At 46.1% G+C, this 25374-nt stretch carries 21 protein-coding genes and 1 CRISPR repeat array; of the genes, 11 read left to right on the top strand and 10 right to left on the bottom strand.

The window, feature by feature from the left end:
- The first annotated feature begins 507 nt into the window (after nucleotides 1-507).
- The 7 genes from ACMUEV_RS19410 to ACMUEV_RS19380 all read left to right on the top strand — a co-directional run bounded on the left by ACMUEV_RS19410 (nucleotide 508) and on the right by ACMUEV_RS19380 (nucleotide 7676).
- A complete protein-coding gene (locus ACMUEV_RS19410; protein ID WP_190650850.1) occupies nucleotides 508-822 on the top strand; it encodes a hypothetical protein in 315 nt (104 codons plus the stop codon).
- Nucleotides 823-1257: 435 nt separating this feature from the next.
- Entirely contained in the window at nucleotides 1258-1662 is a 405-nt protein-coding gene (locus ACMUEV_RS19405) for a hypothetical protein (protein ID WP_348251568.1), read from the top strand.
- Nucleotides 1663-1671: 9 nt separating this feature from the next.
- Complete coding sequence (locus ACMUEV_RS19400; protein WP_190650847.1) at nucleotides 1672-2499, top strand: hypothetical protein; 828 nt, start codon at nucleotides 1672-1674, stop codon at nucleotides 2497-2499.
- 64 nt (nucleotides 2500-2563) lie between these two features.
- A complete protein-coding gene (locus ACMUEV_RS19395) occupies nucleotides 2564-4426 on the top strand; it encodes a hypothetical protein (protein WP_190650845.1) in 1863 nt (620 codons plus the stop codon).
- A 356-nt stretch (nucleotides 4427-4782) separates the two neighbouring features.
- Nucleotides 4783-5832, top strand: coding sequence for a hypothetical protein (locus ACMUEV_RS19390; RefSeq protein ID WP_190650843.1), 1050 nt, complete (start codon nucleotides 4783-4785; stop codon nucleotides 5830-5832).
- 321 nt (nucleotides 5833-6153) lie between these two features.
- Nucleotides 6154-6672 (top strand): hypothetical protein, encoded by a 519-nt coding sequence (locus ACMUEV_RS19385; RefSeq protein ID WP_190650841.1) that lies wholly within the window; start codon nucleotides 6154-6156, stop codon nucleotides 6670-6672.
- Between the two features lie 224 nt (nucleotides 6673-6896).
- Nucleotides 6897-7676, top strand: a complete 780-nt coding sequence (locus ACMUEV_RS19380; RefSeq protein ID WP_190650839.1) for a hypothetical protein — start codon at nucleotides 6897-6899, stop codon at nucleotides 7674-7676.
- A 97-nt stretch (nucleotides 7677-7773) separates the two neighbouring features.
- Here the strand turns inward: ACMUEV_RS19380 and ACMUEV_RS19375 are convergent, their stop codons facing one another.
- The 3 genes from ACMUEV_RS19375 to xerC all read right to left on the bottom strand — a co-directional run bounded on the left by ACMUEV_RS19375 (nucleotide 7774) and on the right by xerC (nucleotide 9715).
- Nucleotides 7774-8154: a hypothetical protein gene (locus tag ACMUEV_RS19375; protein ID WP_190650837.1), complete on the bottom strand. Its 381-nt coding sequence runs from the start codon at nucleotides 8152-8154 to the stop codon at nucleotides 7774-7776.
- Between the two features lie 2 nt (nucleotides 8155-8156).
- Nucleotides 8157-8483 (bottom strand): hypothetical protein, encoded by a 327-nt coding sequence (locus tag ACMUEV_RS19370; protein WP_190650835.1) that lies wholly within the window; start codon nucleotides 8481-8483, stop codon nucleotides 8157-8159.
- A gap of 101 nt (nucleotides 8484-8584) precedes the next feature.
- Entirely contained in the window at nucleotides 8585-9715 is a 1131-nt protein-coding gene (gene xerC / locus ACMUEV_RS19365) for a tyrosine recombinase XerC (protein ID WP_190650833.1), read from the bottom strand.
- Between the two features lie 1339 nt (nucleotides 9716-11054).
- Here xerC and ACMUEV_RS19360 point away from each other — a divergent pair.
- Together ACMUEV_RS19360 and ACMUEV_RS19355 are read left to right on the top strand one after the other, a co-directional pair.
- Nucleotides 11055-11795 (top strand): hypothetical protein, encoded by a 741-nt coding sequence (locus ACMUEV_RS19360; protein ID WP_017287483.1) that lies wholly within the window; start codon nucleotides 11055-11057, stop codon nucleotides 11793-11795.
- Between the two features lie 9 nt (nucleotides 11796-11804).
- Nucleotides 11805-13325, top strand: a complete 1521-nt coding sequence (locus tag ACMUEV_RS19355; RefSeq protein ID WP_190650831.1) for an ATP-binding protein — start codon at nucleotides 11805-11807, stop codon at nucleotides 13323-13325.
- 142 nt (nucleotides 13326-13467) lie between these two features.
- Here ACMUEV_RS19355 and ACMUEV_RS19350 read toward each other — a convergent pair whose 3' ends face one another.
- The 3 genes from ACMUEV_RS19350 to ACMUEV_RS19340 all read right to left on the bottom strand — a co-directional run bounded on the left by ACMUEV_RS19350 (nucleotide 13468) and on the right by ACMUEV_RS19340 (nucleotide 19154).
- Nucleotides 13468-14178, bottom strand: coding sequence for a MarC family protein (locus ACMUEV_RS19350; RefSeq protein ID WP_017287485.1), 711 nt, complete (start codon nucleotides 14176-14178; stop codon nucleotides 13468-13470).
- Between the two features lie 110 nt (nucleotides 14179-14288).
- Nucleotides 14289-16418 (bottom strand): MHYT domain-containing protein, encoded by a 2130-nt coding sequence (locus ACMUEV_RS19345; RefSeq protein WP_190650829.1) that lies wholly within the window; start codon nucleotides 16416-16418, stop codon nucleotides 14289-14291.
- Between the two features lie 252 nt (nucleotides 16419-16670).
- On the bottom strand, nucleotides 16671-19154 hold the full coding sequence (locus tag ACMUEV_RS19340; protein WP_242044383.1) for a GAF domain-containing protein: 2484 nt from the start codon (nucleotides 19152-19154) through the stop codon (nucleotides 16671-16673).
- 165 nt (nucleotides 19155-19319) lie between these two features.
- Between ACMUEV_RS19340 and ACMUEV_RS19335 the strand changes: the two genes are divergently transcribed.
- Both ACMUEV_RS19335 and ACMUEV_RS19330 read left to right on the top strand, forming a co-directional pair.
- Nucleotides 19320-19844 carry a hypothetical protein gene (locus tag ACMUEV_RS19335; RefSeq protein WP_190650827.1) on the top strand — a complete coding sequence of 175 codons (525 nt, stop codon included), beginning with the start codon at nucleotides 19320-19322 and terminating at the stop codon, nucleotides 19842-19844.
- A gap of 51 nt (nucleotides 19845-19895) precedes the next feature.
- Complete coding sequence (locus ACMUEV_RS19330; protein WP_190650826.1) at nucleotides 19896-20051, top strand: hypothetical protein; 156 nt, start codon at nucleotides 19896-19898, stop codon at nucleotides 20049-20051.
- Nucleotides 20052-20098: 47 nt separating this feature from the next.
- Here the strand turns inward: ACMUEV_RS19330 and ACMUEV_RS19325 are convergent, their stop codons facing one another.
- From ACMUEV_RS19325 to ACMUEV_RS19310, 4 genes are all read right to left on the bottom strand, one after another.
- The gene (locus ACMUEV_RS19325; protein WP_190650824.1) at nucleotides 20099-20455 is read right to left on the bottom strand and encodes a hypothetical protein; all 357 of its coding nucleotides are present in this window, start codon (nucleotides 20453-20455) and stop codon (nucleotides 20099-20101) included.
- 824 nt (nucleotides 20456-21279) lie between these two features.
- Nucleotides 21280-22222: a CRISPR direct-repeat array (repeat unit 36 nt; unit sequence GTTTCCAACAAATCCGATCGCAAAGGATCGGTTCAC).
- Between the two features lie 192 nt (nucleotides 22223-22414).
- The gene (locus ACMUEV_RS19320) at nucleotides 22415-24091 is read right to left on the bottom strand and encodes an RAMP superfamily protein (protein ID WP_190650822.1); all 1677 of its coding nucleotides are present in this window, start codon (nucleotides 24089-24091) and stop codon (nucleotides 22415-22417) included.
- A complete protein-coding gene (locus tag ACMUEV_RS19315) occupies nucleotides 24091-24522 on the bottom strand; it encodes a hypothetical protein (protein ID WP_190650820.1) in 432 nt (143 codons plus the stop codon). The genes ACMUEV_RS19320 and ACMUEV_RS19315 overlap by 1 nt, the downstream gene beginning before the upstream one ends.
- Nucleotides 24523-24524: 2 nt before the next feature.
- Nucleotides 24525-25361 (bottom strand): RAMP superfamily CRISPR-associated protein, encoded by an 837-nt coding sequence (locus tag ACMUEV_RS19310; protein ID WP_190650819.1) that lies wholly within the window; start codon nucleotides 25359-25361, stop codon nucleotides 24525-24527.
- Between the last annotated feature and the right edge of the window lie 13 nt (nucleotides 25362-25374).

Raw genomic sequence — 25374 nt, 5'->3', positions numbered from 1 at the left:
TCTCCACAAGCCCCAGGGGAGTGATTCAAAGTTTTCCACAACAATCCCACCATTATGCTAACAGAGCTTTCAAAACCTCCGGTAGAGCCACTTCAGACGCTCTCCGAACCTCTTCAAGCCGCTCCAACGTGTTCACATTCACAGTGTAGGGAATTTGATAACGGGCTTTGCAGACTGAGAGCGATCGCAGAGTGGGAAAACTGCACGGTCAAACCCACAAAAACCGCTTGTCACTTTGCAAGCTTGATCCCGTTCTAAAAGTCACTTTTCACGAACCTTGGAGCCTCCACAATGCCCTCTCAAATTCGCCAAGTAGTTTTCGGTCTAAGCCTTATGTGCATCGGTTATCTCGCTTGTGCGGCATTCGTCGCGGCTATTGATCAATCCCTTGAAACCCCTCCGGATCGTCCAGCGATCACCAATTTCGACGCGAAACGCTAATCAAAACCCCTTAGGGCTTTGCAGAGTGCCAGGGGAAGTTCATAAACAACTTGGAGCTTTTTTACTATGCCACAACTACTTACCAATCCTAAAATTCATGTCCGGGAAGTCGCTTTTCAAGTATTTTCTGGGTGCTCTCAAAAAGATCTAGAAAAGTTGCATCAGTTTCTCTCTTCAGAAGATGCCGAAACCTTCGAGGGTGATGAAGTTTCTGGAGAGTACCTCTTTGATGAAGAGGGCAATGCAGTGGTTTTAACAATCGCCTGCTATCGCTCAATGGAAGCCATCGATTTTGATTGGTGCTCTGAAGCGGATGTTCAAGAGGCTCATTACCTGCTCGAAGTGCTCTCAGAGTGGCTTGAAAAACCCGTCCCAGCTTAGTTTGATTCTCCCCCTGACGATCGCGAAATGCTCGAAGGTTCTAGGGGGCTTCACACTCAACACTTTCAAAAACTATGAGGTTTCAAAATGACTAAAATAGCGCTCTTGCTTCTCATCATGTTGGTAAGCCTCTCTTTAGGTTGCACACACGCAACAACAGCGCAACCCGCACCCATATCAGATAGTGTTCCTTGCCCTGGTAAGCCTAGTGTTCCTTGCCCAGTTAGAAGCCAAGATCTACCCCGCTAATCAATCTGAAAAATTTATGAACTACCGACAAGACAACGGCTCAACCCAGGGGGGAATCCTTACAGTCCTTTGTGTGATTGCTGCTTTCTCTCTAGGTTATTGGTCTAGGGATAACGGTTTGAAGATTGACATCAAACTCCCAGAGATTCAGCAGGTGCAACGGAGGTCAAAGTAATGCAGCCTAAGATGAGATCTTTGATTGCTGTACCTGTTGTATGTGCCTCTCTATTTCCTGCTCTGCATGACTTTATGAGTCATCAATCAGCACAAAAAGCCAAGCAGACAGCAATTACTCAACAATCTGAAGCGAACCAAGAAGCCATTAGAGAGATTGAAAGTGAGACTCAGCAAGGTATTGCAATCTCCCTGGAGCGTGCCAAAACCTGCATCATGATCAGCCCATCTACTCCAATCACTGAGGGGTCGATCGTGACCTACGGAAAAACTAATCGAAAGTTACCAGGGGGTGCAACGGTTTGTGATCTGAATGCAGGTAAGACAGCCGATATCGCTTCTGGGGGTAGAGCAATCGACATTCGCAACATTGCCCCTGAAAAACTCAAACAAGCTTTATCAACCCGTCAACAATAGGAGCCAATCATGAGAGCATCCAAAGTTTCTGAAAATTCCGCACAAAGCCGATTACAAAAGAGAGTCGGGGATTTTTCCCAAACCCGCAAAATCCGCACAGGGGATACAGAATTTGATCAGAATCGCCCACAATTTGAAGATTTCAACGCAAAGCAAGTAAAAGTCCCAATGGGTGATCCGATGTCTTGGATTGGCGATATCCTTGCATGGGTCAAAAACGCTGTGATGAACCCCAATACATGGATGCTGATTGGTTATGGAACAGCCTTTGGGATCTGCTTACCTTTGAGTGCTTACAGTTATTCTTCGGTGATCTTACCCGCAATTGCAAATAGTCCCCTGGTATCTCTAGGTTTCCTTGGACAGTTGAGCGGGGGGCTGTTGAGTCTTGCGATCGCGGCTGTGATTCAGTACAAGGAACTGCAACCAAAACTACCGAAGATGGATAGTCAAATTGCTGAGCAATTGGCTTTCAAATTAGGGATGACCAAATTTGTGAATCCCAAAATGGATGACTCAGCCCCGACACTGCTCCCACAGGCAACTTTTTGGGCACGTAATGCAGCACAGCACAACCACAAGCGAAATGTGTTCATTCGATATGCCCTACTAGGTTTTGAGCTAATTCAAGCTGCTTTTGCATTCAATTTGATTGGTTCAGGGGGTTTGTTAAGCCTTGGGGCTTTGATCATGATTTACCTCTGTACCCTTGGGTTTGAGCACTTCTTTGGGTTTGGAGCCGCTAAAGAGCAAATCCGACTCAATACCCGTGAATCTCAGCAACTAGCTTTAATGCGTCGGCAGAATCGCAAAGATGCACAAAACCGCTTCAAGTAGTCTTCTAGGGTTCCAGGGGATGCACCCCCCTGGAGCTTTTTCAGTTGTTTCAGGAGTTCAATCTATGTCCCGAATTACCCCTACAGTAGCTTCTTACGTTTCTCGCTACAACCGTTCAGCCTATGACAGAACTCACCCTGATCATGATGAAACTGTGTTTGGGCACTTGGTTCTAGAGATGGGTTTGAGTGTTGAACAGGCTCTAACCAAATTGAGACCCTTAGTTAAAGACTACGCCCAATCCACAGAGAAATCAAAGGTCATCTGTGCAAGTGCTGGGGGTGTCGGGATTGTGATCGGAATTCTCATTGGGGCATCTACAGGTATCGGATTCTCAGCAATTATCCCTGCATTAGCAGGTATCTTTGCGGGTTCCTTAGCTTGGGATAGTAACTCTGAAGAACCTCAGAGAAACGCTGAGTATGCGGTTTTGAGAACTGCCCCTGGATTACTCAAAGTTATGTATGCTCTTTCAAAGCGGGGGCTAAAGCCTGAAATTTTAGTAGAGAGTTATGACGAACTGATTCAGCAGTTTGGAAGCTATGCAGGGCAACACACGCATCTAGGAATGGATTCGAGCTTAGACTTTGGAGAAGCTGCAATCGTTCAAAGTTTCCAGGGGATCTTTGAAGAGAAAGCCGCGATCGCACTGCACTCAAATCAAATCATTGATGAGTGGGCGGGGGAAGGTTTTGAAGCCGTTTATAAAGATGGACAACTCCCCCAAGTTCAACCCCCTGGAACCCCTGCAATCGGTTCTAACACTCGTTTGAGTGCCATTGAAGCCCCTGCGATCAGTGACCAGTCTTTTGGAGTTTCCCCAAGTGTTCCAGGGGGTGAATCGAACCCCTGGAACATGCCCACAGGCTTCTCGGAAATTCTGGCAGACCCTTATCAATCCCGTGCATTCTTCGGGGCACAGCGGACGGGAAAAAGTTACTTTGCAGCCGTCGCAAGCCGAGAGTTGAATCATTCGTTAAGCTGTAAAATTTTCCATCTGAACCTTGCAAGTTTTGGGGATGAGGACTCATATTACTGGAGCCATGCAACAGAAACGATCCAGTGTGATTTGTCAGCGATGGATGCTTTTCAAGCGTCCCAAATCATTAAAAGAGCGATTGAGTTAGTGCAGAGTTTTTACAGAACTCAAAACGCAATCCTAATTGTGGATGAGATTGCCTATCTTGGGTCTGCTTCAAACCAACACTCAGAGATTCTTAAACCCCTTCTCACAATCATTGCTGACAAAATTACAACACTTTCATCAAGTGGGAAAAAGAGACAGCAAGCAATCTGGACAATTGCCCCTGAGTTTGTTGCAGGTTCTCTAATTCAAGATGCAAAAGCTGTGAAGAAATTGAAACTCTGCTATGTTTCGATTCACCCTAATCGTTCAACCCCCTGGAATGGTCAAGAGATTGGGTTTGATTGGGAACTGTTCAACCAAATCAAAGCGAACTTTACGATTACTGATCCGGAGGCAGTGCCTAACAGCGATCGCATTTGTTTCATTGGTTCTCATTGGCTCCCTGTGGGAGAGTTGCCAGATCTAAAAAAGATGGCAACCCCTAAGACAATCATTCAAAACCCTGTCGAACATCTAGAGAAAAGCTTAGAAGCATCTGAGGAAGATAGCGGGGAATTCTTCACAGCTTGGAGCGATTACCCAATTCATCAAGCTGTCTTGCGTTACCTTCATGGGAAAAGTGATCGGAGTCCAAGAGAAATCTATGACGCTCTGAGAAATAGCCGGAAAACGGTCAATTTTGACTCAATTCAGGCTCCCAACAATCTTGAAAAAGTCAGAATTGCCCTTAGATATTTGAGAGGTAAAGGCTATGTTTCTCAAGATTACAAAGGTAAGTATACGCTTTCTCCTAACATTAAACCCGTTAGGGAGCAATTTAGGGAGCGGGGAACAAGTTGAGGGTACGTCAGGGAACAACGGGGAACAGCGCTCCCTAGCCGCTCCCCAGACTGTTCCCCAGACTGTTCCCCAAAATGCTCCCCAGGTTTTTCCTAAAATGGGTTGCTACAAACGGCTCTAATTAATGTTAGAAAATACTAGAGAATTTAGAGATTTTCTAATAGGTTCCAGGGGATTTTTAGAGCAAAGAAAGCCCCTGGAACCCCTAAAAAGCCCCAAAAATGGTCGAAAAGGTATGCAAAATGGTAGCCAATAGGTAGCCTTATGCGCTAAAGTATTTTTAGGTGGCTACCAATTAGCTACTTAAATTACTCCATAAGGTAGCGTTTCAAGAAAGACAAAAATAGAGGTTTAAGATGGTGCAAACAACAGAGCGCAGTTCTACAAAAAAGAAGATCAAATCTTCTACAGAATTCCTTGCCAGCATTGATCCGGGCAATCAAAACATTGATGTGGTCTACTCAAAGATGACCAAAAAGGCTCCTACAGATCGTCAAAGCGGGTCTGTAACCTTTGGTGATAAAGTCCACAAAACTGTGAAATCTCTCGTTAGTGCAGATGTCGATCAGTACACCTACAGCGAGAAAGGTAAGGTTAGCCAATCAGGCGAAGTTTTAACCCGTCAGTTTGGGATTGGGGAATACCCTGGAGCCAAATGGATTAAGGATACTCCTGACGGGAAAGCGACTTGGGTTTTACCAGCATTGATTCATTGCATGTGGGATGACCTTACAGACGGTGATTCAATTACTGCTTACACCTCTGTACATAATCCTGAAGCCTACAGAGCAGAGATGAAAGAGGCTCTGAATGGTGTCTTTACTTTCATAAAAGACGATGAAGTAAAAGAGATAACTGTTAAATGCGATCGCGTGTTAGTCGAGGGAGTTGGAGCAATCAAATCACAGAATCCAACAACCACTGCTAACCTTCTATTGGATCTGGGGGGTCAAACTATAATGATTGCTCCCTATTCGGGTCTAAAACTGATGACCGGGTGTGATCAGCCCTATCAACTGATTGATCAGGGAACCGCAAGACTCATCTCTGAGTTTGCAAAATGTCGGGAAGTCAATGAAACCCTTAAACGGGTGATGACCTATCAGGAATCCCGTTCAGTCATCGATAACCCTACTCATATGTTCCAGGGGGTTGATTTCTCTGATGCAGTTACCAGAGAAGCCCACAGATGGTTAGAGAAGGTTGTAGGGGATATTGAAGGACTCGCGAGGCATCACTTGGCAGAATGCCCAAACCGTTTTGCAACTGGGGGAGCTGTTCTAATTCCCTGTGTCCGTGAATGGTTAATTGCCAGGGGTTACACTCCCGTTAACAACCCTCTAAGCGCTAATGTTGAAGGCGTATTTACCCTTGCAAAAGCTTTAGAGGAAAAAGATGCCAAGTAAGCAGAGAACCCCCAGATTTTCCATTAGTGAAACCCCGGTAGTTGCTGAATTCCTTGAAATGATTTGGAGCCGATACCCCAGATTGCGGGGGAACAAGGCTGAGACTGTCACTTTTGCACTGTCTGTTTGCGCTCATGGGACTTCAAATAGTTCTCAACCCCCTGTAGAAAAAGCTCCAGATCTCACCAAGGAAGAATCGGAATCTAACCCCCTGGATAACCTTGATGATTTGGATATGTGACAACCAACCCCTGGAGCCTTCAAAGCGATCGTAAAATTTCTAAGAGTTCCAGGGGTCACTAACTTAAAGGAGATTAAATCATGAAATTGTCGGAATTACTTGTGGGTGATGCGGTTGTAGTTTCTGGGTTCCCCTCTGGGACTGACAGTGAGCGATTAGGTGAAATCACAAAAGTACTCTCAGATATGCTTGAGGTACAGGAATCAGGTAAGATTTACCGTTTTTCAAAAAAGTCTGGTGAACAGAAGCAATTCAACCTGTACAACCAATGGACTATATCGGGTTCATTGAAAATCACTGTTCCAACGCTAGAGCAGATGCAAATACTACCAGGGTACAAAGGGAATTCAAAAGCTACAGCAATCAGACAAGCTAATGAACAGATGGTAGACAACTTTTTGAATGCTGCTAGGGAATTTCTAGATCAAGCTTCCCCCGCATTCTCAGAGAGATTAGAGAGACTCCAAGCTGTACTTGATAACCCAATCCAACACGAACCACTAACAGAATCTTATAGCGACACTATTACACGGTTGGAGATTGAGAACCATGACTTAAAAAACAAGTTGGATAGTATTCAAGCGATTCTGAGTAAATAAACCCCCTGGAACTTTCAAAAATCCCGCGATCGCTCCAAAGAGTTCCAGGGGGTTGCCAAAAATCGAAAATCCAGATCAGAGAGTCTAGAGTCACACAAAACCGCTGAAACCATTGAAAATTCGTTGATACCCCCTGGGAACTCAGAGTCATGGTGACAACCTCTAAACCTCTGAAACCCTTGAAAACTCGTTCATAATCGCGCACTAGTGAGTTACCAAAAACCATGAAAACACTCGCAACACCCCCTAAAAAGATGAAGCAAGATAATCAGAAATTCGAGAGAGCATTCAAACCCGCTGGCATGAAGCTTTTAACCCGGATTAACAACCACTTCCAGCGAGTTGCAAAGCGTAAGGATTTCTCTCAAGCTCTACAGGTTGCCCAAAAAGTGATTCATGAGTTTGGCGATCGCTATTGTGCAGTTTGGTTAATCCAACACACTGAAGCACACCCAGCACTCATTCAAAAGATTCTCAAGCATCTCAATCGGGGCATTCAGAAGCACTATCAACACGCTTTAGGGACGCTACTAGCAGAGCGACTGACATCCCTCAAAGTGCCCTTAGAGAGCGCTGTGAGAGTCTCTGATGATGGTGTATACCTCACTTTCGGGGCTTGTGCCGTACTGGAGTTTTTCCCAAGTCCTGATTCACCCATTAAAGTGGTTGAAAATTTCCAGTGGATAGGAGTAGATCGATCCACAATTTTTATGCACCCCCTGGCAAGTGGCATTCAAGGCAAAACTCTGAATTCTTGGGGGGCTGCAAGCGGACTAATTTCAACTGCTCTCGGTTGGTGCGGTGATGGTGATCCTGAGATTTGCCGTAAGAACCTCCTAGAAGCCTTCTCAACGCTTGGGAGAAGTGATTTAGACCATCTACTATGGCTTGCAAGATTTGACGATTCGGCACTCTTAGAACTGGTTGCGATCGCTCAAGAGGGCATCAACAAAAAACTGAGAGGCAAACCACTAGATCTGACGATTCACCCAAAAGGTGCTTGATACTTTAACCCCCCTGGAACTCTTAGAAGGTTCCAGGGGGGTGTTTTAATTGCTTGTAGCTCTTTCGCAGTAAGCGTTTCCGGTTTTTTGAGTTTGATTAATCTGCAAAGAATTGGATCACATCCAGGGGGATAAAAGCAATGCTCGATATGGTTGCGGTGAGATAGGTTAACTGTAGATCCCCTGATGGATAAATGATGAGTGAGAAGGGATTCGGATCAGATCCCGGAAAGCGTTTTGCGACATTCGGGCGAAAACCCACAGGTAGGTTTAGAAGAACGTTTGAACCCCCTGGAGAATTTTTAGTAGCCATCCCTTGAAGCTCAACCATACCATTTAGGTGTTTTCGGTAGGACACAGGGGGATACACGGTGTTTTGATCGGTAAAGCTAGTCCAACCGTTTTGGAGATTAGCAGTGATCCAGGGGGGTGTAGTTGCGGTTGAAACGGGTACAGTTGATCGAACGGCTCCAAGCATTTTCAGGCTCCTCTAGTTATCTTCAAAACATTCAAGATTTTTACGAATTTATCTCCAAGTTGACCTAAGACTTTCTCATTCGCATCTACGCGATTTTCAATGGCATCTATGCGATCGCTGCAAGACTCTCGGATCATCCCCTGGATCAGATTCACCAAATCCTCATCACTGTCTGAGACGCTTCTAGAATGTGAATCACCTTGGAGATAAGCATCTACAAATTCTCGAAGCACTGATGAAGCACTCCGATGATTTTGAGAAGCTTTGTCTTTGAATTCTTGCCAAGTTTCAAAGTTAATCTCGAAGGTTGCTAGCTGAATATCACGCATTTGTCTAGGAATTCTCTAGATCAATTATAGAGCGAATTTCAGCGATCCTTAGAGAATGTTGAATGGTTCCAGGGGGTAATAAAAAAGTAACTTTCTGATTATCAATCTTCAAACATTTCAGGGAGTACTACATCACTTTTGATCGACCCTGCATAGTGCTCATAAATCATCTTTACGGATGTTCGGGTCATTTGTGCGATCGTCGCGGGGTCTTCCCCTTGAGATAACCAATAACTGATAAGTGTGGATCGAGTACTGTAGGGTTTTCGATACTCGATATTGGCTTTTCTCAGGATGACTATCCAAGTTCCTCGGAATGTCTGATCCTTAATTTCAGAGCCGTCACGGCTTGAAGGGAATAACAACGCTTTATCTGATGTTCTAGAGAGCTTTCGGCGTTTTAAGAGATTCTGTAGAGCTTTTGGGAGGTTCACCCAACCTGTTTTCTCATTCTTGGTCGTCGGGCTAGTAGCCCCCCTGGAGAATGATTTAGTGAAGTGAATGCGATCGCAGTCCTCTGAAACATCTCCCCAAGTTAAACAGGCGACTTCCCCAAACCTTGCACCCGTCCCTAAAAGCAATCGAACTAAATCTGTGTAGAAAGAGTAATAGGGGTCACTTTGGTAAGTCGAAATGACCTTTAATACTTCTCCGGGACTCAAAGGTTTTGGCTGGGATTTCTGCTTTTTTACGGTTCGGCTGACCCGTTTCCAGGGGTTACTTGAGACGATTTTTTCAACCTCTGCCCAACTCCAACAACTTGCAAGAATTTGCAGACGTTCTTTAATCGTCACATTGGATAATGGCAACCCCTGATTATTCTTGAGGGTTTTCAACCAATCGCGAAACTTCGCAGCGGATTCAAGATCGACCGAAATTGCTTTCACCGATGGTTTGTAGAATTCCTTGACTCTTTGCAATGTTGCAATGTACTTTTCGAGGCTCTCTGATTTTGTCTCATGGGATTTGTGCTCAATGTACTTCTCCATAAGTGCGATCACAGTTAAGTTAGCGATCGCCAGGGGGGCTTGATGGAATTGATAGCGATCAAGTGTGAAATCATAAGTACCCATTAGGATGTCACTTTCAATCTCCAAAGCCCTTCTTTCGGCTTGATTCTTTGCGATCTCACTCATGCCCCCTGGAACATATAAGGCATTCCTAACACCCTTGGGATACGTCCAACGGAGCCGAATAGAACCTTTATCGACCTCTACTTTCACCTTAATCATACTGAGTGCTCCAGGGGGGATTCTCAGACTCAGTGAAAGTGGTAGAAACCAAAAATGACTTGAAAGACCCTCAAAACTTTCTACCGATTTTCCGCCAAAGTTTTAAGACCTAAACGAAAGAATCAGTGTTTTGACCTGCATTTCTCTAGAGAGTTATAAAATTCCCTTAAACGTCAAAAGCCCGTCTGTGACAGGCTTTCAGAGGATATCTTATTTCTCTCTTACGGGAACCCCAAAGTAGTGCGCTACCAAGCTGCGCTACGCCCCGATATAAGGTTTCAGCGATCGAATCATCATTTAAGGATAATCCAACAGCAGAAAGTATTGGATATTTTTTATGAGTCATCGCTTGACCTTTTTTAGGATATCACAAATGTCCGCATAGGCAACATTCGTTTTCCGCCAAATTGGCACCGAGGTGCTGCGAGACTATTCAACCCAGTTGGGGCCTCGTTGGAGACATCTCGAAGAACGTTTATATTGATCAGCGTAATGGTTATACGTCTGCGACTGCAACCTGCTCCCTTTTTCCCGGCTCAATCGATTTTAAGATCGGGTTATGATCAGTTACGACGTAGAGTATCAGCTAGATAGACTGCGTTCATTGTGCTTCCAATTAGGGAGATTCTACTGTTTTTGGGAATGGTGTAAATGTTTGGATCAAGCTCACTGATTGCGGCGGATTGTCCTCTTTCACCGCGATAGTAGATGACGATCGCGGTTCTTTGGAGATCGAGGATGTGTTCGAGATAGGTGACTCGTTTCTAAGAACACAATATTCGGTTTCTTTCTGAGCCAGTCTGATCATCGATGACGGTTGAGCTTCTCTTTTGAAAAGTGCGATCGCGGCAACACTGAAAACAAAGTGTAATATAGCTCGTTTACTGGGTACTCAGTTTAGAGTTTGTAACTTAAGCCATATACTTGCTCCTCAATAAAAAATCTTTTTACTAAAGTAAAAAATGAAATACAGATTTTTTCGTTGAGCGATCGTAATCTCAAAAGATTGAGTTGGACGCTAGTTTCATTCAATCCTCAAGATACATGCACGTAGTAAACCAATATTATCCAGTAGCAAAAAAGCTTGATGCACGGCTTAGCAGTTTGAACAACATATAAAGTATCGCGAAATGCTCACCTGAGAGCAGCATCCGCACCATCAGAAGAATGAGTGCGCAAAGCACATTGTTAGACAGCGAACGTCAGCGGGAATCTTATAGACATCGCAAGATTGACTGTTTGAGTAGGAGTTACGTTTCATGCACTGAGAGACTTTCCGTGCTTTTGTAAAGACTTCCTGCTTGAGTGCACAAAGAAACTAACTACAGTGCCTGTAACTATGTATAGCTTAACCAAGTTTACCCTAGGAGATATGACTGAGTGTGGCGCGGCTCTGCGCAAGCTAGGCACCGGAGCAGACAGCATGGAAGAAGTTGCAAACCGGACGGCACGCTATTTCTACGAGCACTTTCTAGACCCAGAAACAGGTCAAAATGCTTTCGCGCTAGTTCGATTCTTTAAAACTCATGCCTATCATGATCTAGATCCAGAACTTCGACACTTCGCTGATCGGATGCTGAGCAATTCACCAGCACAGCCAGAGATGAAGTGTCTAACTCTATTAGCAACAGCAGGGGATCAACTCGAATGGAACGATCGCGCTGCTTCAAGGGGGCATCAAGCCATTCCATTACCCAGTGAACAAATCGTTGCTCAAGCTCCAATGATTTCCCAATTGATCTCCCAACTTGGGCTAACCATTAACAACGTACTGTCTCCTGATCCCGATCTGCTAGTCAACTTACAAGAGCGCACCTACAACGTTTTTCATATTCCAGAAGCCAAAGGCTCGATTCATATTCCGGCTCAAGAAGACTTTATTCACCCGTTCCAAATCAAATCAGTCCTTGGTTTTGGAGGCATGTTGCCTTCTGGAAACCTAATCGCAGTTATTTTATTCTCCAAAATAGCAATTCAGCGGGACATTGCTGAGCTTTTTAAGCCTTTAACCCTCAACATCAAAATGGCAGTCTTACCATTCGACCAGCAGTCCGTTTTTCGTTGTGTAGTCCGTGCTTAAGTAATTGTCGTGGAACCAAAAAACAAAGTCATCGAAACCGATCGATCAGCAGAAATTGAACAACTCAAGGCACAGATTGTAACCCTAGAACAATTGCTGGAAGTCTATGAACAAGAAACTTCTAGCAAATCGACGAAGCTAGAACAAGCGCTCGCACAACTTCAAGAACATACACAACAGCTGAGTCATGCAGAAACAACCCTAAAAGCCCTGCGGTCTATGTTAGACAGTATTGGTGATCCAGTTGTTGTGACTGATCAGCATGGTCAGTTTGTGTTTCTGAATCCTGCCGCTGAAACAATTTTAGGGATTCGCGCAAGTTCATCTTTAACGAATTGGGCAAGAACCTGGAGAGACACCCAAGGTCTGTTTTTACCCGACCAAACCACACCTTATCCAATCGAAGAATTTCCTCTCATGCAAGCACTTCGAGGTGAGTCGGTCGATGCAACCGAAGTTTTTGCCCGCACTGCTGAGCCATTGGTGGAAAATTGGTTGAGTGTCACTGCACGATCTCTGCCAGACGAGACTGGCAAGATCCAAGGTGGAGTTGCAGTTTTTCACAATGTTACAAGTCTCAAGCAAACAGAAGTTGCATTACGTCGATCAGAAGCCCATTCGCGAGAACAAGCCCAACAGCTTCACCATGCCCTCCAAGATTTGCAAAAAGCTCAAACGCAGCTTATACAGACAGAAAAAATGTCAGGAATCGGGCAGCTTGTCGCGGGTGTAGCACATGAGATTAATAATCCGATCAGCTTTGTTTACGGCAATATCACACCTGCGAATGAGTACTTCCAGAGTTTGCTGCGATTACTGCGTCTCTATCAAAAACATTATCCAAATCCTGATCCAGAGATTCAGGCAGAAATCGACGAGATCGGTCTCGATTTTCTTGAGGAAGACCTGCAAAAACTGTTGAAGTCGATCCGGTCAGGTGCTGAGCGCGTCCGCCAAATTGTGCTGGCATTACGAAATTTCTCGCGGTTGGATGAGACAGGGATGAAGCCTGTTGACCTTCACCAAGGACTAGACAATACTCTATTAATTCTGCAAAATCGTCTGCAATCCAAGAAAGGATTGCCTGCAATTCAGGTATTTCATCAGTATGGTGAGTTGCCGCTAGTGAACTGTGATGCTAGCCAACTGAATCAAGTCTTTATCAACATCTTGTCCAATGCGATCGACGCGATCGAGACAAGATTGCAAGTATCTACAACGTTCGTTCCGACCATTACAATTACAACAAAACAGCAGGGGGGTGCTATTGTCATTTACATTCAAGACAATGGAGTTGGCATGATACCTGAGGTCATGCAACGCCTATTTGAGCCTTTTTTCACGACGAAACCTGTGGGTCAAGGGACAGGTTTGGGGCTTTCTGTTAGCTACCAGATTATTGAGAAACATGGCGGAACTATTCGAGTTACATCCGAGCTAGGTCAAGGAAGCCAATTTGCAATCATATTACCGCTCAAGGAGCCATTAGATTCACAAAAGCAAAACCTTGCTATTAGAAGCGAAAACTAGCTGCCAAGGATTCTATGCCTGCAACATGTTGGGTGAGTTCTGAAACAACACGCTCCAGTTTAGAGAGTCGATCGAGGGGTGAAGATGCAACATCATCTTTGACCCGATTTCAGAATGAGTTTGACATCCGAATGTCCGCTCACTAGACCGGATGCTGCTGCAAAAAGTGGATCACACCCGCTTGTAACAAAGCAATTGTGCCATCTGCAATGTATTGCACTGCTAGTGCTGCCAGCAACACTCCTAAAATTCGAGTCACCACATTCACCCCTGTCTGTCCCAACCATTGGGCTAAATACTTTGCCAGCATTAACAATCCGTAAGCAATCAACAGTACGATCGCGGCATCCGTTAAGACGATCACTTCTCCCAACACATGACTTTCAGCTTCCTGAATCAGAATCAGCATACTGGCGAGTGTACCAGGACCTGCAATTAAGGGAATTGCTAACGGAAAAATACTCACATCCTGACGCATGTGTGCTTCTTGTTCTTCTTCTTTGGTTTCTCGCTCACGATGGGCAAACACCATATCAATGCCAATCTTGAAGAGTAAGATTCCTGCGGTCACCTGAAATGCCTCAATGCTGATGTCAAGATAGCGGAGAACAAAGGCTCCAGAGAGAGCAAATGTCGAAAGAATTGCGGCGGAGACGAAAATAGCGCGTCGGGCAATCCGCGCTTGTTCCTCTAGCGATCGCCCCTCAACCAGCGAGATAAACAGGGGAACTAACCCGATCGGATCGATAATGACAAACAGCGTTAAAAAGGCTTTGGCGATGAAAGCAAGGGGAAGATGTTGCGTGAAAGCGTGCCAGTCGGCAGGGAGCGACACAAATTGAGCATCAAACATGATGGCTTTGAGTGATCGTTAAAACTATCTCCATAGCTTGCAGGATTTTTATCTATCCCGAATCGGCATAGATAAGTAGATCACATCCCGAGTGCGACTACTTTTGATCGTCAAACGACAGCTTCATGCTTGTTTAGTTGGCAAATTGGAATCTTGATTCTAAATTCTGTTCCCTGACCTGGCAGAGAGCAGCATTCGAGTTTGCCACCGTGTTGGTCGGTGACGATCTGGTAGCTAATCGACATTCCGATACCTGTCCCTTTACCAATCGGTTTTGTGGTAAAAAACGGGTCGAAAATCCGGTGCTTCACCGCTGCGGGTATCCCGATTCCATTGTCAGAGATGGCAATCTGCACCCATTGCGTTCCAATGACAGAAGTCCGAATGTGGATTTGGCTGAGTTGGCTCTCTAGATATCGTAATTTGGCATCTCGCTCATCTAACGCATCGATCGCATTCACCAAAATATGCATAAACACCTGATTGAGTTGTCCAGCATAGCATTCGACAAGCGGCAAGTTGCCATACTCCTTCTTGACTTGAATTGCTGAACGTTCCGGAGTCGCTTTCAAGCGATGTTGCAACATGAGTAGCGTGTTGTCGATCCCCTCGTGCAGATTGACTGCTTTGAATTCCGATTCGTCGAGACGTGAGAAATTGCGGAGTGACAGCACAATTTGACGAATTCGTTCTGTCCCGCTTCGCATCGAACTGAGAATTTTGGGCAAATCCTGCTGAACAAATTCCAAGTCCAATTCCTCTACTTGAATTTCAGCTATAGAGGGAGGACAGGACTTCTGGTAGAGACGCACACAATTGAGCAGAGTTTGGCTGTACTGATCCACATACTCTAAGTTGGCATGAATGAAATTCACGGGATTATTGATTTCGTGAGCAACGCCCGCCACTAATTGCCCCAGACTCGACATTTTTTCAGCCTGCACCATTTGCATTTGCGTATTCTGCAACTCGATGAGCGTTTGCTCTAGATCCTGAGTTTTTTGCAAAATTTCTGCTTCTGCTCGTTTGCGCTCTGTGATGTCTCGGAAATACCAAATTCGTCCCCAATTTTCTCCATTCTCTGCATTCACCGGAACTGACGTTCGCTCTAAAGTTCTGCCGTCTTTGAGCAGTAATTCACAATGATCAGATTCATGAATCTGATCATAGAAATAGATGACTTTCTCGAAAAATGCTTGGGGATCTAGCATTTGTTCAGCGACATACGCCAACATTCGATGGTCATCGCGGGTCGTTCTCAGATCGATCGGGACATGCCAGAGGTCTAGAAATCGTTGGTTATGGGCATCAATCTTGCGATCGCAATCGACAACCAAAATCCCATCTAACGAAGACTCCCGCTGGGCTTGTAAAAACGCACGACTGCGATCGAGTTCCGCCATTTTCAGTTCCAAGCTGTGGCTATATTCTTGGAGTTGCTCAGATTGTAACTGCAACTGGCTTTGCGTCTGTTGTAATTTATGTAGAGTTTGCGCAAGACGTTGGGCTTGAGTGCGATCTAGAAAGGCGCTCAGGAGAACCAGACTCAGAATCAGTCCTACACCTAGACCAATATCGATCGCTAAGATTCCAGCATTAAAGTTCGATTGGATGGGGAGGGCTGAATCGATCACACGGAAGGAAACGGCTGCCATGCCTGTGTAGTGCATCGTTGGAATGGCAAGCCCCATCAGCGTACTACTGGCAAGTCGTCTCAGTGCCCAATTTAACGAGTTTTGCTCTCTCAGCCGAAATGCAAGATACAGTGCGGCACCTGAAACTGCGATCGCGATTCCAACCGATGCCGCAACCAGTTTGAGGTCATAAACAATTGTGGCAGAAAGCTGCATTGCTGCCATTCCGCTGTAATGCATCACGGCAATGCCCAATCCCATACAAATGCTACCTAGAGCCATTTGGGTGAGGTGAATCTGGGGCTGACTCACAATAAACAATGCCACTCCAGAAGCGCCAATGGCGGGCAGAATCGACAAGCCAACCATAGACCAGTTGTAACTGACGGGTATGGGAATACACGAAGCTAACATACCGATAAAGTGCATTGCCCAAATTCCGATGCCCATCGACACCGCACCGCCGAATAGCCAAGCAAATCGGGTTTTGCCCTGGGTCGCTGTGACTCGCCCTGCTAGATCTAGAGCGCTGTATGAGGCAAGAATGGCAATGACGATTGACAAGCCAACCAAGCCAAAATCATAGTGATGGATCGCGACGTGCATGAGCAACTAACTCCAGACTTGTCCATAAGACATACTGGAGTGAGGATTCCCAAGAAATCGCAATTGTATAAGAGCAAGGTAATACTCAGAGAAAAATCTTAGTGTATGTCTGTACGATATCTGGCTAGAGAATTGCAATCGCTCGAGTCCTGAATCTACAGCGCGTTTCACACAAATCTGGAGTGCAAAATCATTCAACTGTCGTTCAATTCAGGACTCTTGGGCGAGCTAACCGACGTTCTACCTGCTCACTTACCTCACACCTGCCTGGCGAATCGGTAGCTCAACGACAAATTCAGCGCCCTGACCAGAGGTTGAGTGGCAGTAGAGTTTGCCATGGTGCTTTTCCGTCACAATTTGGTAGCTAATCGACAGCCCCAAGCCTGTTCCTTTCCCAATCGTTTTCGTAGTGAAGAAGGGGTCAAATAGCCGAGACAATGCTGCTTCATCGATTCCCAATCCATTGTCCGAAATCCGAATCGAGATAGAATCTTGATCGATCATCGCGGTGGAAATACGAATTTTGCCTGGGGATGTTGCAAGGCTGTCTGGTGATCGTTCAACATTTCGTTCTTCGATCGCATCGATGGCATTTGACAGCAAGTTCATGAACACCTGATTCAGTTGACCGGGATAACATTCCACCGCGGGGAGTGCATCGTAGTCTTTGACCACCTGAATCATCGGGCTATCGATCGACGGTTTCAAGCGATGCTGCAAAATCATCAATGTACTATCGATACCATCGTGGATATCTACGGTCTTAAACTCGGCTTCATCCAAGCGTGAGAAGTTCCGCAAAGATGTGACAATATCGCGAATTCGCTCTGTGCCCACCTTCATCGATTCCAACATTTTCGGTAGGTCTTCGACTGTAAACTCTAGATCCGCATTCTGCCAATGCGCTTGAATCTGGGGAATTGAATCAGGGCAATGCTCTCGATAGAGCATCGTACAGTGCAGTAACTCTTGGATGTACTGTTCAGCGTGTTCTAGGTTGCCGTGAATGAAATTAATCGGATTGTTAATCTCGTGGGCAGTACCTGCAACCAATTGTCCCAAACTCGCCATTTTTTCGGCATGAATGATTTGAAGTTGAGCCGCACGGAGGTCTCTAAGGGCTTGGGCAAGTTGATCTGCTTCTTCTCGCGTTTGTCCGAGTAGACTCGATTGCTGGAAGAGATTAGCTTGGCGCAATGCAACGCTGATTTGCGCTGCGACTTGGGTGACAAATTCTAGTTCAGTCTCTTCCCACTGGCGAGTCCGACCACATTGATGAATACATAGCAGCCCCCAAAGGGTATCGCCTTCCATGAGAGGAACTGTAATTTGTGCCTTCACCTGGAACCACTCAATCACATCGAAATAGGGCAGCTTCGCCTCAAGTTTGGTCGTATCGGAAATAACTTGGGCAGTTCCTTGAGAAAATTGGTTGAGGTGCTGATCGCGATAACGATCGTGCACCTTGACATTGAGGGCAGAGTCCAAGTTCGGCAGCACATCTTCGGCAATAAATTCTCCACTGCAATATCCAGAATCTGGATCGAACCGGAGAATTCCGACACGATCAGCGTTGAGTACTCGCCGCACTTCTGGCAGTGCTGCTCTAACGAGCGTTTCCCAGTTTAGTGACTCCCGCATCTTGACGACGATATCAAACAAGATCCGGCGTTGTTCAGCAGCTTGTTGTAGTTCATTGGCGCGAATTTGAGTTTGCGTCAACAAGTTGGAACTTTGCATTGCCACACCCAGCTGGCTCGCAACTTGTCCCAAAAACTCAACTTCGACTTCACCCCACTGGCGCGTTCCAGAATGTTGATAGGCAGCAAGCAGTCCCCAAAGATTGCGTCCGACAAAAATCGGGGTTAGCGCATACGCTCGAATCTTAAATTGCTCTAGAATTTCGAGATGACAGCGCGAATGCCCAGCTTGGTAGATATCATTGACGGCAGAATGCTCATTGTTGCGATAGCGTCCGCCCTTAGTGTCTTGCAAATGAGTATCTTGCCAAACCAAGTTTTGTCCAAAAGGATTGATGCTGTCCCATTGAGGTTCGACCATGCCAAAGTTGCTGATAAATTCCCCACTCCAATCCTCATTGAAGCGATAGACAGCAACGCGCTCAACCCGCAAGAGTTTGCAAACCTCCTGGCAAGTCATTTTCAAGATCAAGTGAATGTCGAGCGAGGAGCGAATTTTGCCAACGACTTCGGTGAGGGCACGTTGACGGGCGATCGCATCTTGCAGCGCGATCGCCCGTTGTTTCGATTGCTCTAAATTCTCGGCTTGTTGGATGGCGACGCCTAATTGGGCACCCACCTGTTCTAGAAACTCAATCTCAAAGGGTTGCCACTGGCGAGGGCTAGAGTGCTGATAAGCGGCGATGAGTCCCCAGAGTTTGGTTCCGGTAAAAATGGGAGCCAGGACATAAGCGCGAATTTTGAACTGCTCCAAAACATCTAGGTGACAGCGCGAGTGTCCGGCTTGATAAATGTCCGAAATCGCAAAACTTTCATTGTTGCGGTAGCGTCCACCTTGAGTTTCTTGGAGGTGTGTATCTTCCCAAACCAAATTTTTACCAAAGGGATTCGTCTGCTCCCAAAACGGTTCGACAATCCCGAATTGGCTGACAAATTCACCGCTCCAGTCCTCATTGAAGCGATAAACCGCAGCCCGCTCTAGCTTGAGCAGTTTACAGAGTTCTTGGCAAGCTGTATCCAGTCGTGTTCTAGACATGTGGAGCAACATGATTGAATGGCTCTTCTGACGAAAATCTCTAGAAAGCTCGCCCTAGGTCTCAGCATTTGATCTCTGCTGCATTTTGCTCCATGGTTTTGATCGTGGTGCAATTTTTTTCGATTTAGAGCACGCTAAGAGTAGGTCGTCTTGAGGAAGAACACGATGAATCCGCTTACTCCAACTGGAATTTCTGAAAGGATGCAGCAAATTGAAGGCACTCTTTCAGGTGTGGGAGAAAAAATGAAAGAAACGGCGACTCTTCCTCTTCTCGAAGCTAGAAGTTTAAGCGATGCGATTACCGCGAATGTCCAAAATTCTGTGCACGCTTGGATCGATGCGCATCCCATTTTTGCGTGGATTCTGTTGCATCCGCTTTGGAGCATTGGCATTGCGATTTTTGTCCTTTGGCTCGCATTCAGTTTGTTAACCGCGCTCGTGGATGCAGTGGTGCAATTAATTTCATCGATTCTAAAATTACCGTTGACTGGCTTCAAACGGCTTCTTTTGCCGCGTCGATTCGCTCAGTCTGATTCTTCTCAACGATTGATAGAAGTGCTCGATCGATTAGAAGCTTTACGACAAGAACAAGACGACTTACTGAAACAAGTGAAAACAATGTTAGCGTCGGAGCACAATGTTAAAGAGAGAGCTGTGTCATCTGATCAAACCTTGTCAGCAAAACGCTAATCAAGTTTTTGCAAGTTTAAGTCTAGACAAGCCGTTGCGTACAGACAAGACTTGAACGGATGCAACGCGAAACAATGCTTGACGGTTGAAGCGGATGCTCAACTGAAACGGCGGGCGTTTTGGAATCAACGGAATCTAGTGATGCCGTGGAATTTCCGCAAATCAAGCTATCGGGCTTTGTCTCAACCCGCTCCAAAACCAGTCTGAAGGAAAGCGATACTTTCAATGAGGATGCTTTCTAGGTTTATCTTTTCCTAGACCGTACCTTCCTCCTCTCCGATCGGCTCTTTCTCACTCGTGGTCAGAGAGCCGTATCCTGAAGTGGTAGCGCCATTGCTACGGTTTACATTGATGTAAAGTTGAAGCGGTTTCTCTTGCCGTACTGTCGCCATAACTGCCTCGAAGCGACTCATCGGCATGTGAAGCACGATGTACTCTCCTATTGGGGCAGGATGCCAGAGATAGTCCTGAGTCAAGGCTGTTCCATCCGGGTAAAAATCAATTCGCCCGACGAATGAGTTGCCGCTGTAGCACATGAGCAAGCCGACACGACCTTCAACTCCGCCGGAAAGGGTGACCGTGTATTGGTCAAAAGATTTTGTTGTCGCCATAAACTACCTCCGATTTGTTTCTGTTTCAGAACTTTGAATGGTCGAGAACATACACGGGCAAGATCGGTAAGTTATGCAAATCCTTCTACGATCGCGCATCAATCAGATCAAGGATTTTGGTCGGAATGATTGACAAGTATTTAGCAGAGTTGCAGAGGTTCGTTTGAAACGGAGACTGTCACTGTTCACAGATTATGGAGCTAAGGGGATTTGAACCCCTGATCCCTTCAATGCTATTGACGTAGGGCGATCTCGCGAATGCCCTCCTGAGTTGATTTTTAGCATTTGCAATAAGAGCCGTACTATTTACGAACCATCACCTCTTTAAAGTTTAATTCCATTCAAAATGCAGTGAACCAGTGTGGAAAAGAATCTAAAACTATTGATACGACAGGCTTTATAGATGCCCACACTCTTGAGATAGAGGTATAGACGTTCTGGACAGCATCACATGTACTTGGTGATTGAGAGTGATTCCAGGAGAGCATCATGGCTCTGTTTGCGGCTTTAACTTGTGCCGACAAAAAGAAATAACAAAGGTTAACGTGACGTATAGAGACATCTGTATTACTTGCATTCCGAGATCGATCAATAGAATTCATTTGGGCGCAGCCAATAATCTTTCAAATAAAAAGCTCGATCTATCGATTCGAGCTTTGAAGAAAATACGATCGCGGACGATCAGTAACCAAGGTCAATGACAAGGGCAGGGACAGGATCAGACGTTTCCAACAAATCCGATGCTTTCGGCACACGTTTGCGTAACCGCAGATGATCGGCAATCCTAATCGAAACTGGTTCCGCCAACACATGGGATCGCACTAGTTTCCAACAAATCCGATCGCAAAGGATCGGTTCACTTGAAATCTATGGCATCAAAGATGTTAAGAAGCTTCCGTTTCCAACAAATCCGATCGCAAAGGATCGGTTCACTCCATTACTCCAATTGATGGTGATGAAAAGCTTTATTCGTTTCCAACAAATCCGATCGCAAAGGATCGGTTCACAAGAGCAGAGGCAAAGCTTGGGGACACTATTTATTCTTACCTGTGTTTCCAACAAATCCGATCGCAAAGGATCGGTTCACACGGACAACCAAGAAAACAAATATTGACTGAACGGTGTTTCCAACAAATCCGATCGCAAAAGATCGGTTCACCGGTAAGCGGTACGTGGAGTTTAGATTTACCTGTAAGAAGTTTCCAACAAATCCGATCGCAAAGGATCGGTTCACCATTACCAAGGATGGCGAGGCTACACAGTCGATTACGTTGAGTTTCCAACAAATCCGATCGCAAAGAATCGGTTCACAGGATGGCGAGGATACGAAGTTCAGTACATTGACGGGTTTCCAACAAATCCGATCGCAAAGGATCGGTTCACGCCTGGATGCATCGTGGTAGGAACTCCGCCTAAGCAGTTGATCTTCTGTGGGTTTCCAACAAATCCGATCGCAAAGGATCGGTTCACACTCCTGAAGCTTATTTCAATACTGCAAAAGCAGTTATGTTTCCAACAAATCCGATCGCAAAGGATCGGTTCACTTATGCTGTTCTGGATGTCTCTGCAGGAACTATTGAGTTTCCAACAAATCCGATCGCAAAGGATCGGTTCACAAAAAGAATTAAGGCAAGCCATGAAAGGCTCAGTCGGAAAGTTTCCAACAAATCCGATCGCAAAGGATCGGTTCACTGAACCTGTACGGGTGCCTTGATGGAAAAACTCAAAGGAGTTTCCAACAAATCCGATCGCAAAGGATCGGTTCACCCCTGCTCACAGAATCCTTATCCTGTCAGCCTTCCACATCCTATTTGCGAGCCTCATTTTTTTCAAGTCAATAATCCCCCAATTATTGCGAATCCATCTCGCCCGAATTCTCCAAAACCCTTACACCACAAGCTATCGAGGCTCGAAACCAAAGAATCAGCATTGCAGCCAATTTGCATCAGTCTCGCACCTCTACTCTCCACCCCAAAGCCGCCGAAACCCCCTCAAAGTCCCCTGATTTTCCTGCAAAAACCGCAAAAACTGCTCCGACTCCCGCGATTCATCCGGAAAAATCGTCAACACCTCCAAAAATCTCGGAGTTGGCTTTGGAATCGGCTTCCCTCCGGGCTTTTCAGGCGGACGCAACCCCACCACCGGATACATTCGATGCCACAATCGCCCAATCCTCCCCACACCCCCCGTCAAAGACGACTCATAAATCGAACCCCGCTCCTGCACCCCCGCAATCTTCTCCTGATACGCCCCATGCAGCCAAGAGATCGCTTCACTATCCTCTCGATCGCTTGCCTCCCGTCCCCAAACCTCAACCCGCCCCGGATGCCAACTCTCCCGCCAATCCGCAGGTCTTGCAGGTTGAATCTTCTGCAATCTCATCCAATCCCGCGCCGCCTCCCGCACCTTGTCGATAAACTCAGAAACTCGATCGAGCTTTCGCACCTGCACATCATTGACCAGCGAAGCCTCCCCCACCCATTGCCAATGACACCCAATCAGCGGCTTATGCGAGTCCTCATAGTACTCCCCGAAAAACAATCGATGATCCGCTCGTCGCCAAGACTTCCCAAACCCACCAAATACCATTGCAAACTGGGTCAAAGCCTTGATCAAAGCTCGCAACGCTTTCTGCTCTGCCTCATCGAGCTTCGACTGCGTAAGAATCCAAGCTAGCTCACCTTCGACTTCATAAGCAGGCTGAGCAAAAGCCCCTCTACCAAACGGTTTTACTTCCAAATGCGACGCTTGAAATCGCATCATCAATAGTCCCGTTGTCCCTTCGCGATCGCGAATTCCGCCAAACAAGCGATCGACGATTTGTTCCGTCGATCGCTCATCCGTCAATCCGCCAAAAATCCGCATCGCATGACCCCGAATTGCCGCTCGAAACGCATTCGGTCGAAACTCTCCCGACTCATCAATCCGCTTCGCCGCCTGCCCTTGTCCCTTCAGTCGGACTCGATACAATGCTTCTACTTTTCCAGAAAGCTGCGGCTGTCCATAGCCTGCACAGACCCGACTACCGATCCCTTGAGCGATCGCTTTCGCCCAAATCCCCCAAATGCTCTCCCACTCCGCATCACTCAGCGTTTCAGTACTCGAAATCTCGAACCGCATTTCAGGCTGATAGAGCGAAACCTGCACAAATGCGCTCGACTTTTCAGATTGGTCTTTGACCTGTCGCCCCTGCTGCGGATGCACCAAATCAACCAAGCCTTTTGTCCAATCACTATTAACCGGATAGCCCCCATGAAATCGCAAAATTCCCGGCTCCCAATCTTTCCCCGGCAAAGGCTTACCACAGTAACGCGCTGCCTGCTCAGAGCTACAAGCTCGACGAAACACACCTTTCATACTGCTACCGGGATAGTAAGGATAGCCCCGCGCCCCAATCACTGGGCGGATCACACTATCATCGACTCCACTATTTGACACCAATCGCCAAGTAAACGTAAAAGTACGAGTTTGCGCCCCCGATCGAGATTCTGGAAGTTGCCGATCGACTTTATCAATCCACTCATCTGCCCACTGTTCCACAGTAGTATTTGCAATGTAGTGGAGTTGACATCGTCCGCTCACTTGTGCCTGAAACATCATCGGCACTTTCTTAAACGCCTCTGGGACAATCGTCATTATTCTACCTCCCGCGTCTTGTAGCGCTGCGTCCACCATACTAAGGAATCACATAGTTGGGTGAGGACTGCGATCGCAATGCGTTGTTCTTCAATGCTCAATGTCCAAAGTTTTTCGGACATGGCTTGGATCTGCTTTGTATCTTTGACGCTTACTGAGTCATTAGGGATAGTAAAGTTTGCTTCTTTGAGAATCTCAACTAAGGCATCCCACGTAGCTTTCCAGTAATCAGATTTGTTAATGTCTTCCTGCTTCGGATTAGTTTTTCCTTTGAAGCGCAAATGTTCGCCCCAGAAACGTTCTAGACCGTAAGCAACAGCTAAGCGCATTTTGTGAGACTCATTGAGGACACCGCGATCGCGATATTGCAATACGAGCTTTTGAGCCGCTCGATCAAGTCCATAAGGTTGCCAAGAAGATTGCCAAGCCATAACTATTCTCCTTTTACTGTGACACGACACCGCCCAAAGCCAATCGACTCTAATCCACCAAAGTAAAGCTCGTCTGTATCAGAGCCATTGAACGGTTTCCAGTTGGGATTTTTTAATGCGATCGGAAAGACTAAAATGCTGCCTTCGGGCAAAGCTTCTACATTGAAAAAAGCTCCGGTTTTCGTATCAACTTTCTTCATGTCATCGAGTAACTTGACTCGACTCTGACGAAACAAAGCCATATCATGCAGCATTGCAATGTCATTGTCATCGACGACGACTAAGTTATTTGAATTGATATCAATCCCAGACGGAATCCACATTGAGAGATCCGCTTCATGTTCAATTTTCAGAAAGCCTAAGTTAAAGAACAAAACTTTTCCGTTTGTGCCGTCTACTTGTCTACCTTGGAGTCCTTTGGGAGCCGTGTAAGGTTTTGGTAGCTCTGCTTTTATGTCTACAATTTGCTTATATCGACGAAGTAACCAAGGACAAGTCACCCACACGATCGGCTGTCCCGGACAGAACACAGGCAGCCAAACTAACGAAGCATACTCAAACTTCACTTGTGCTTCAGTGGTTCCTCCGTCTCGCTGTCCTGCAATCACATGATGTCCATACCAATTTGCGGTTTCAGGGCAATCTTCTACGCCTTGTTCGATTTCCTTTTGGCGCATATCCGCCCGAAATCTTCCCCGGATCGAACTGCCTGGAATGATGCCTGTCTGAGTAAACTGATCGCGAAAGATCAAATTGAGATTTCCAGTTTCTTCACCAGCACTTGCCCCAACATGAACAGGAGCGAGCGTTTCAATGATGCCGTAAGCTTTCTTGTACATAGTCCTAGGTTGT

Origin of the sequence: Leptolyngbya sp. FACHB-1624 (assembly GCF_047649235.1) — a bacterium.
Classification (GTDB): Bacteria; Cyanobacteriota; Cyanobacteriia; order Leptolyngbyales; family Leptolyngbyaceae; genus Leptolyngbya; species Leptolyngbya boryana.
This window is presented reverse-complemented; position numbering and strand designations above follow the sequence as displayed.

Coding starts and splice junctions, on each gene's coding strand:
- ACMUEV_RS19350 (WP_017287485.1), bottom strand. CDS start 14,178: ATGTTTGATGCTCAATTTGTGTCGCTCCCTGCCGACTGGCACGCTTTC.
- ACMUEV_RS19385 (WP_190650841.1), top strand. CDS start 6,154: ATGAAATTGTCGGAATTACTTGTGGGTGATGCGGTTGTAGTTTCTGGG.
- ACMUEV_RS19370 (WP_190650835.1), bottom strand. CDS start 8,483: ATGCGTGATATTCAGCTAGCAACCTTCGAGATTAACTTTGAAACTTGG.
- ACMUEV_RS19405 (WP_348251568.1), top strand. CDS start 1,258: ATGAGATCTTTGATTGCTGTACCTGTTGTATGTGCCTCTCTATTTCCT.
- ACMUEV_RS19310 (WP_190650819.1), bottom strand. CDS start 25,361: ATGTACAAGAAAGCTTACGGCATCATTGAAACGCTCGCTCCTGTTCAT.
- ACMUEV_RS19335 (WP_190650827.1), top strand. CDS start 19,320: ATGAATCCGCTTACTCCAACTGGAATTTCTGAAAGGATGCAGCAAATT.
- ACMUEV_RS19315 (WP_190650820.1), bottom strand. CDS start 24,522: ATGGCTTGGCAATCTTCTTGGCAACCTTATGGACTTGATCGAGCGGCT.
- xerC (WP_190650833.1), bottom strand. CDS start 9,715: ATGATTAAGGTGAAAGTAGAGGTCGATAAAGGTTCTATTCGGCTCCGT.
- ACMUEV_RS19345 (WP_190650829.1), bottom strand. CDS start 16,418: ATGCACGTCGCGATCCATCACTATGATTTTGGCTTGGTTGGCTTGTCA.
- ACMUEV_RS19325 (WP_190650824.1), bottom strand. CDS start 20,455: ATGGCGACAACAAAATCTTTTGACCAATACACGGTCACCCTTTCCGGC.
- ACMUEV_RS19340 (WP_242044383.1), bottom strand. CDS start 19,154: ATGTCTAGAACACGACTGGATACAGCTTGCCAAGAACTCTGTAAACTG.
- ACMUEV_RS19375 (WP_190650837.1), bottom strand. CDS start 8,154: ATGCTTGGAGCCGTTCGATCAACTGTACCCGTTTCAACCGCAACTACA.
- ACMUEV_RS19320 (WP_190650822.1), bottom strand. CDS start 24,091: ATGACGATTGTCCCAGAGGCGTTTAAGAAAGTGCCGATGATGTTTCAG.
- ACMUEV_RS19400 (WP_190650847.1), top strand. CDS start 1,672: ATGAGAGCATCCAAAGTTTCTGAAAATTCCGCACAAAGCCGATTACAA.
- ACMUEV_RS19390 (WP_190650843.1), top strand. CDS start 4,783: ATGGTGCAAACAACAGAGCGCAGTTCTACAAAAAAGAAGATCAAATCT.
- ACMUEV_RS19410 (WP_190650850.1), top strand. CDS start 508: ATGCCACAACTACTTACCAATCCTAAAATTCATGTCCGGGAAGTCGCT.
- ACMUEV_RS19395 (WP_190650845.1), top strand. CDS start 2,564: ATGTCCCGAATTACCCCTACAGTAGCTTCTTACGTTTCTCGCTACAAC.
- ACMUEV_RS19380 (WP_190650839.1), top strand. CDS start 6,897: ATGAAAACACTCGCAACACCCCCTAAAAAGATGAAGCAAGATAATCAG.
- ACMUEV_RS19360 (WP_017287483.1), top strand. CDS start 11,055: ATGTATAGCTTAACCAAGTTTACCCTAGGAGATATGACTGAGTGTGGC.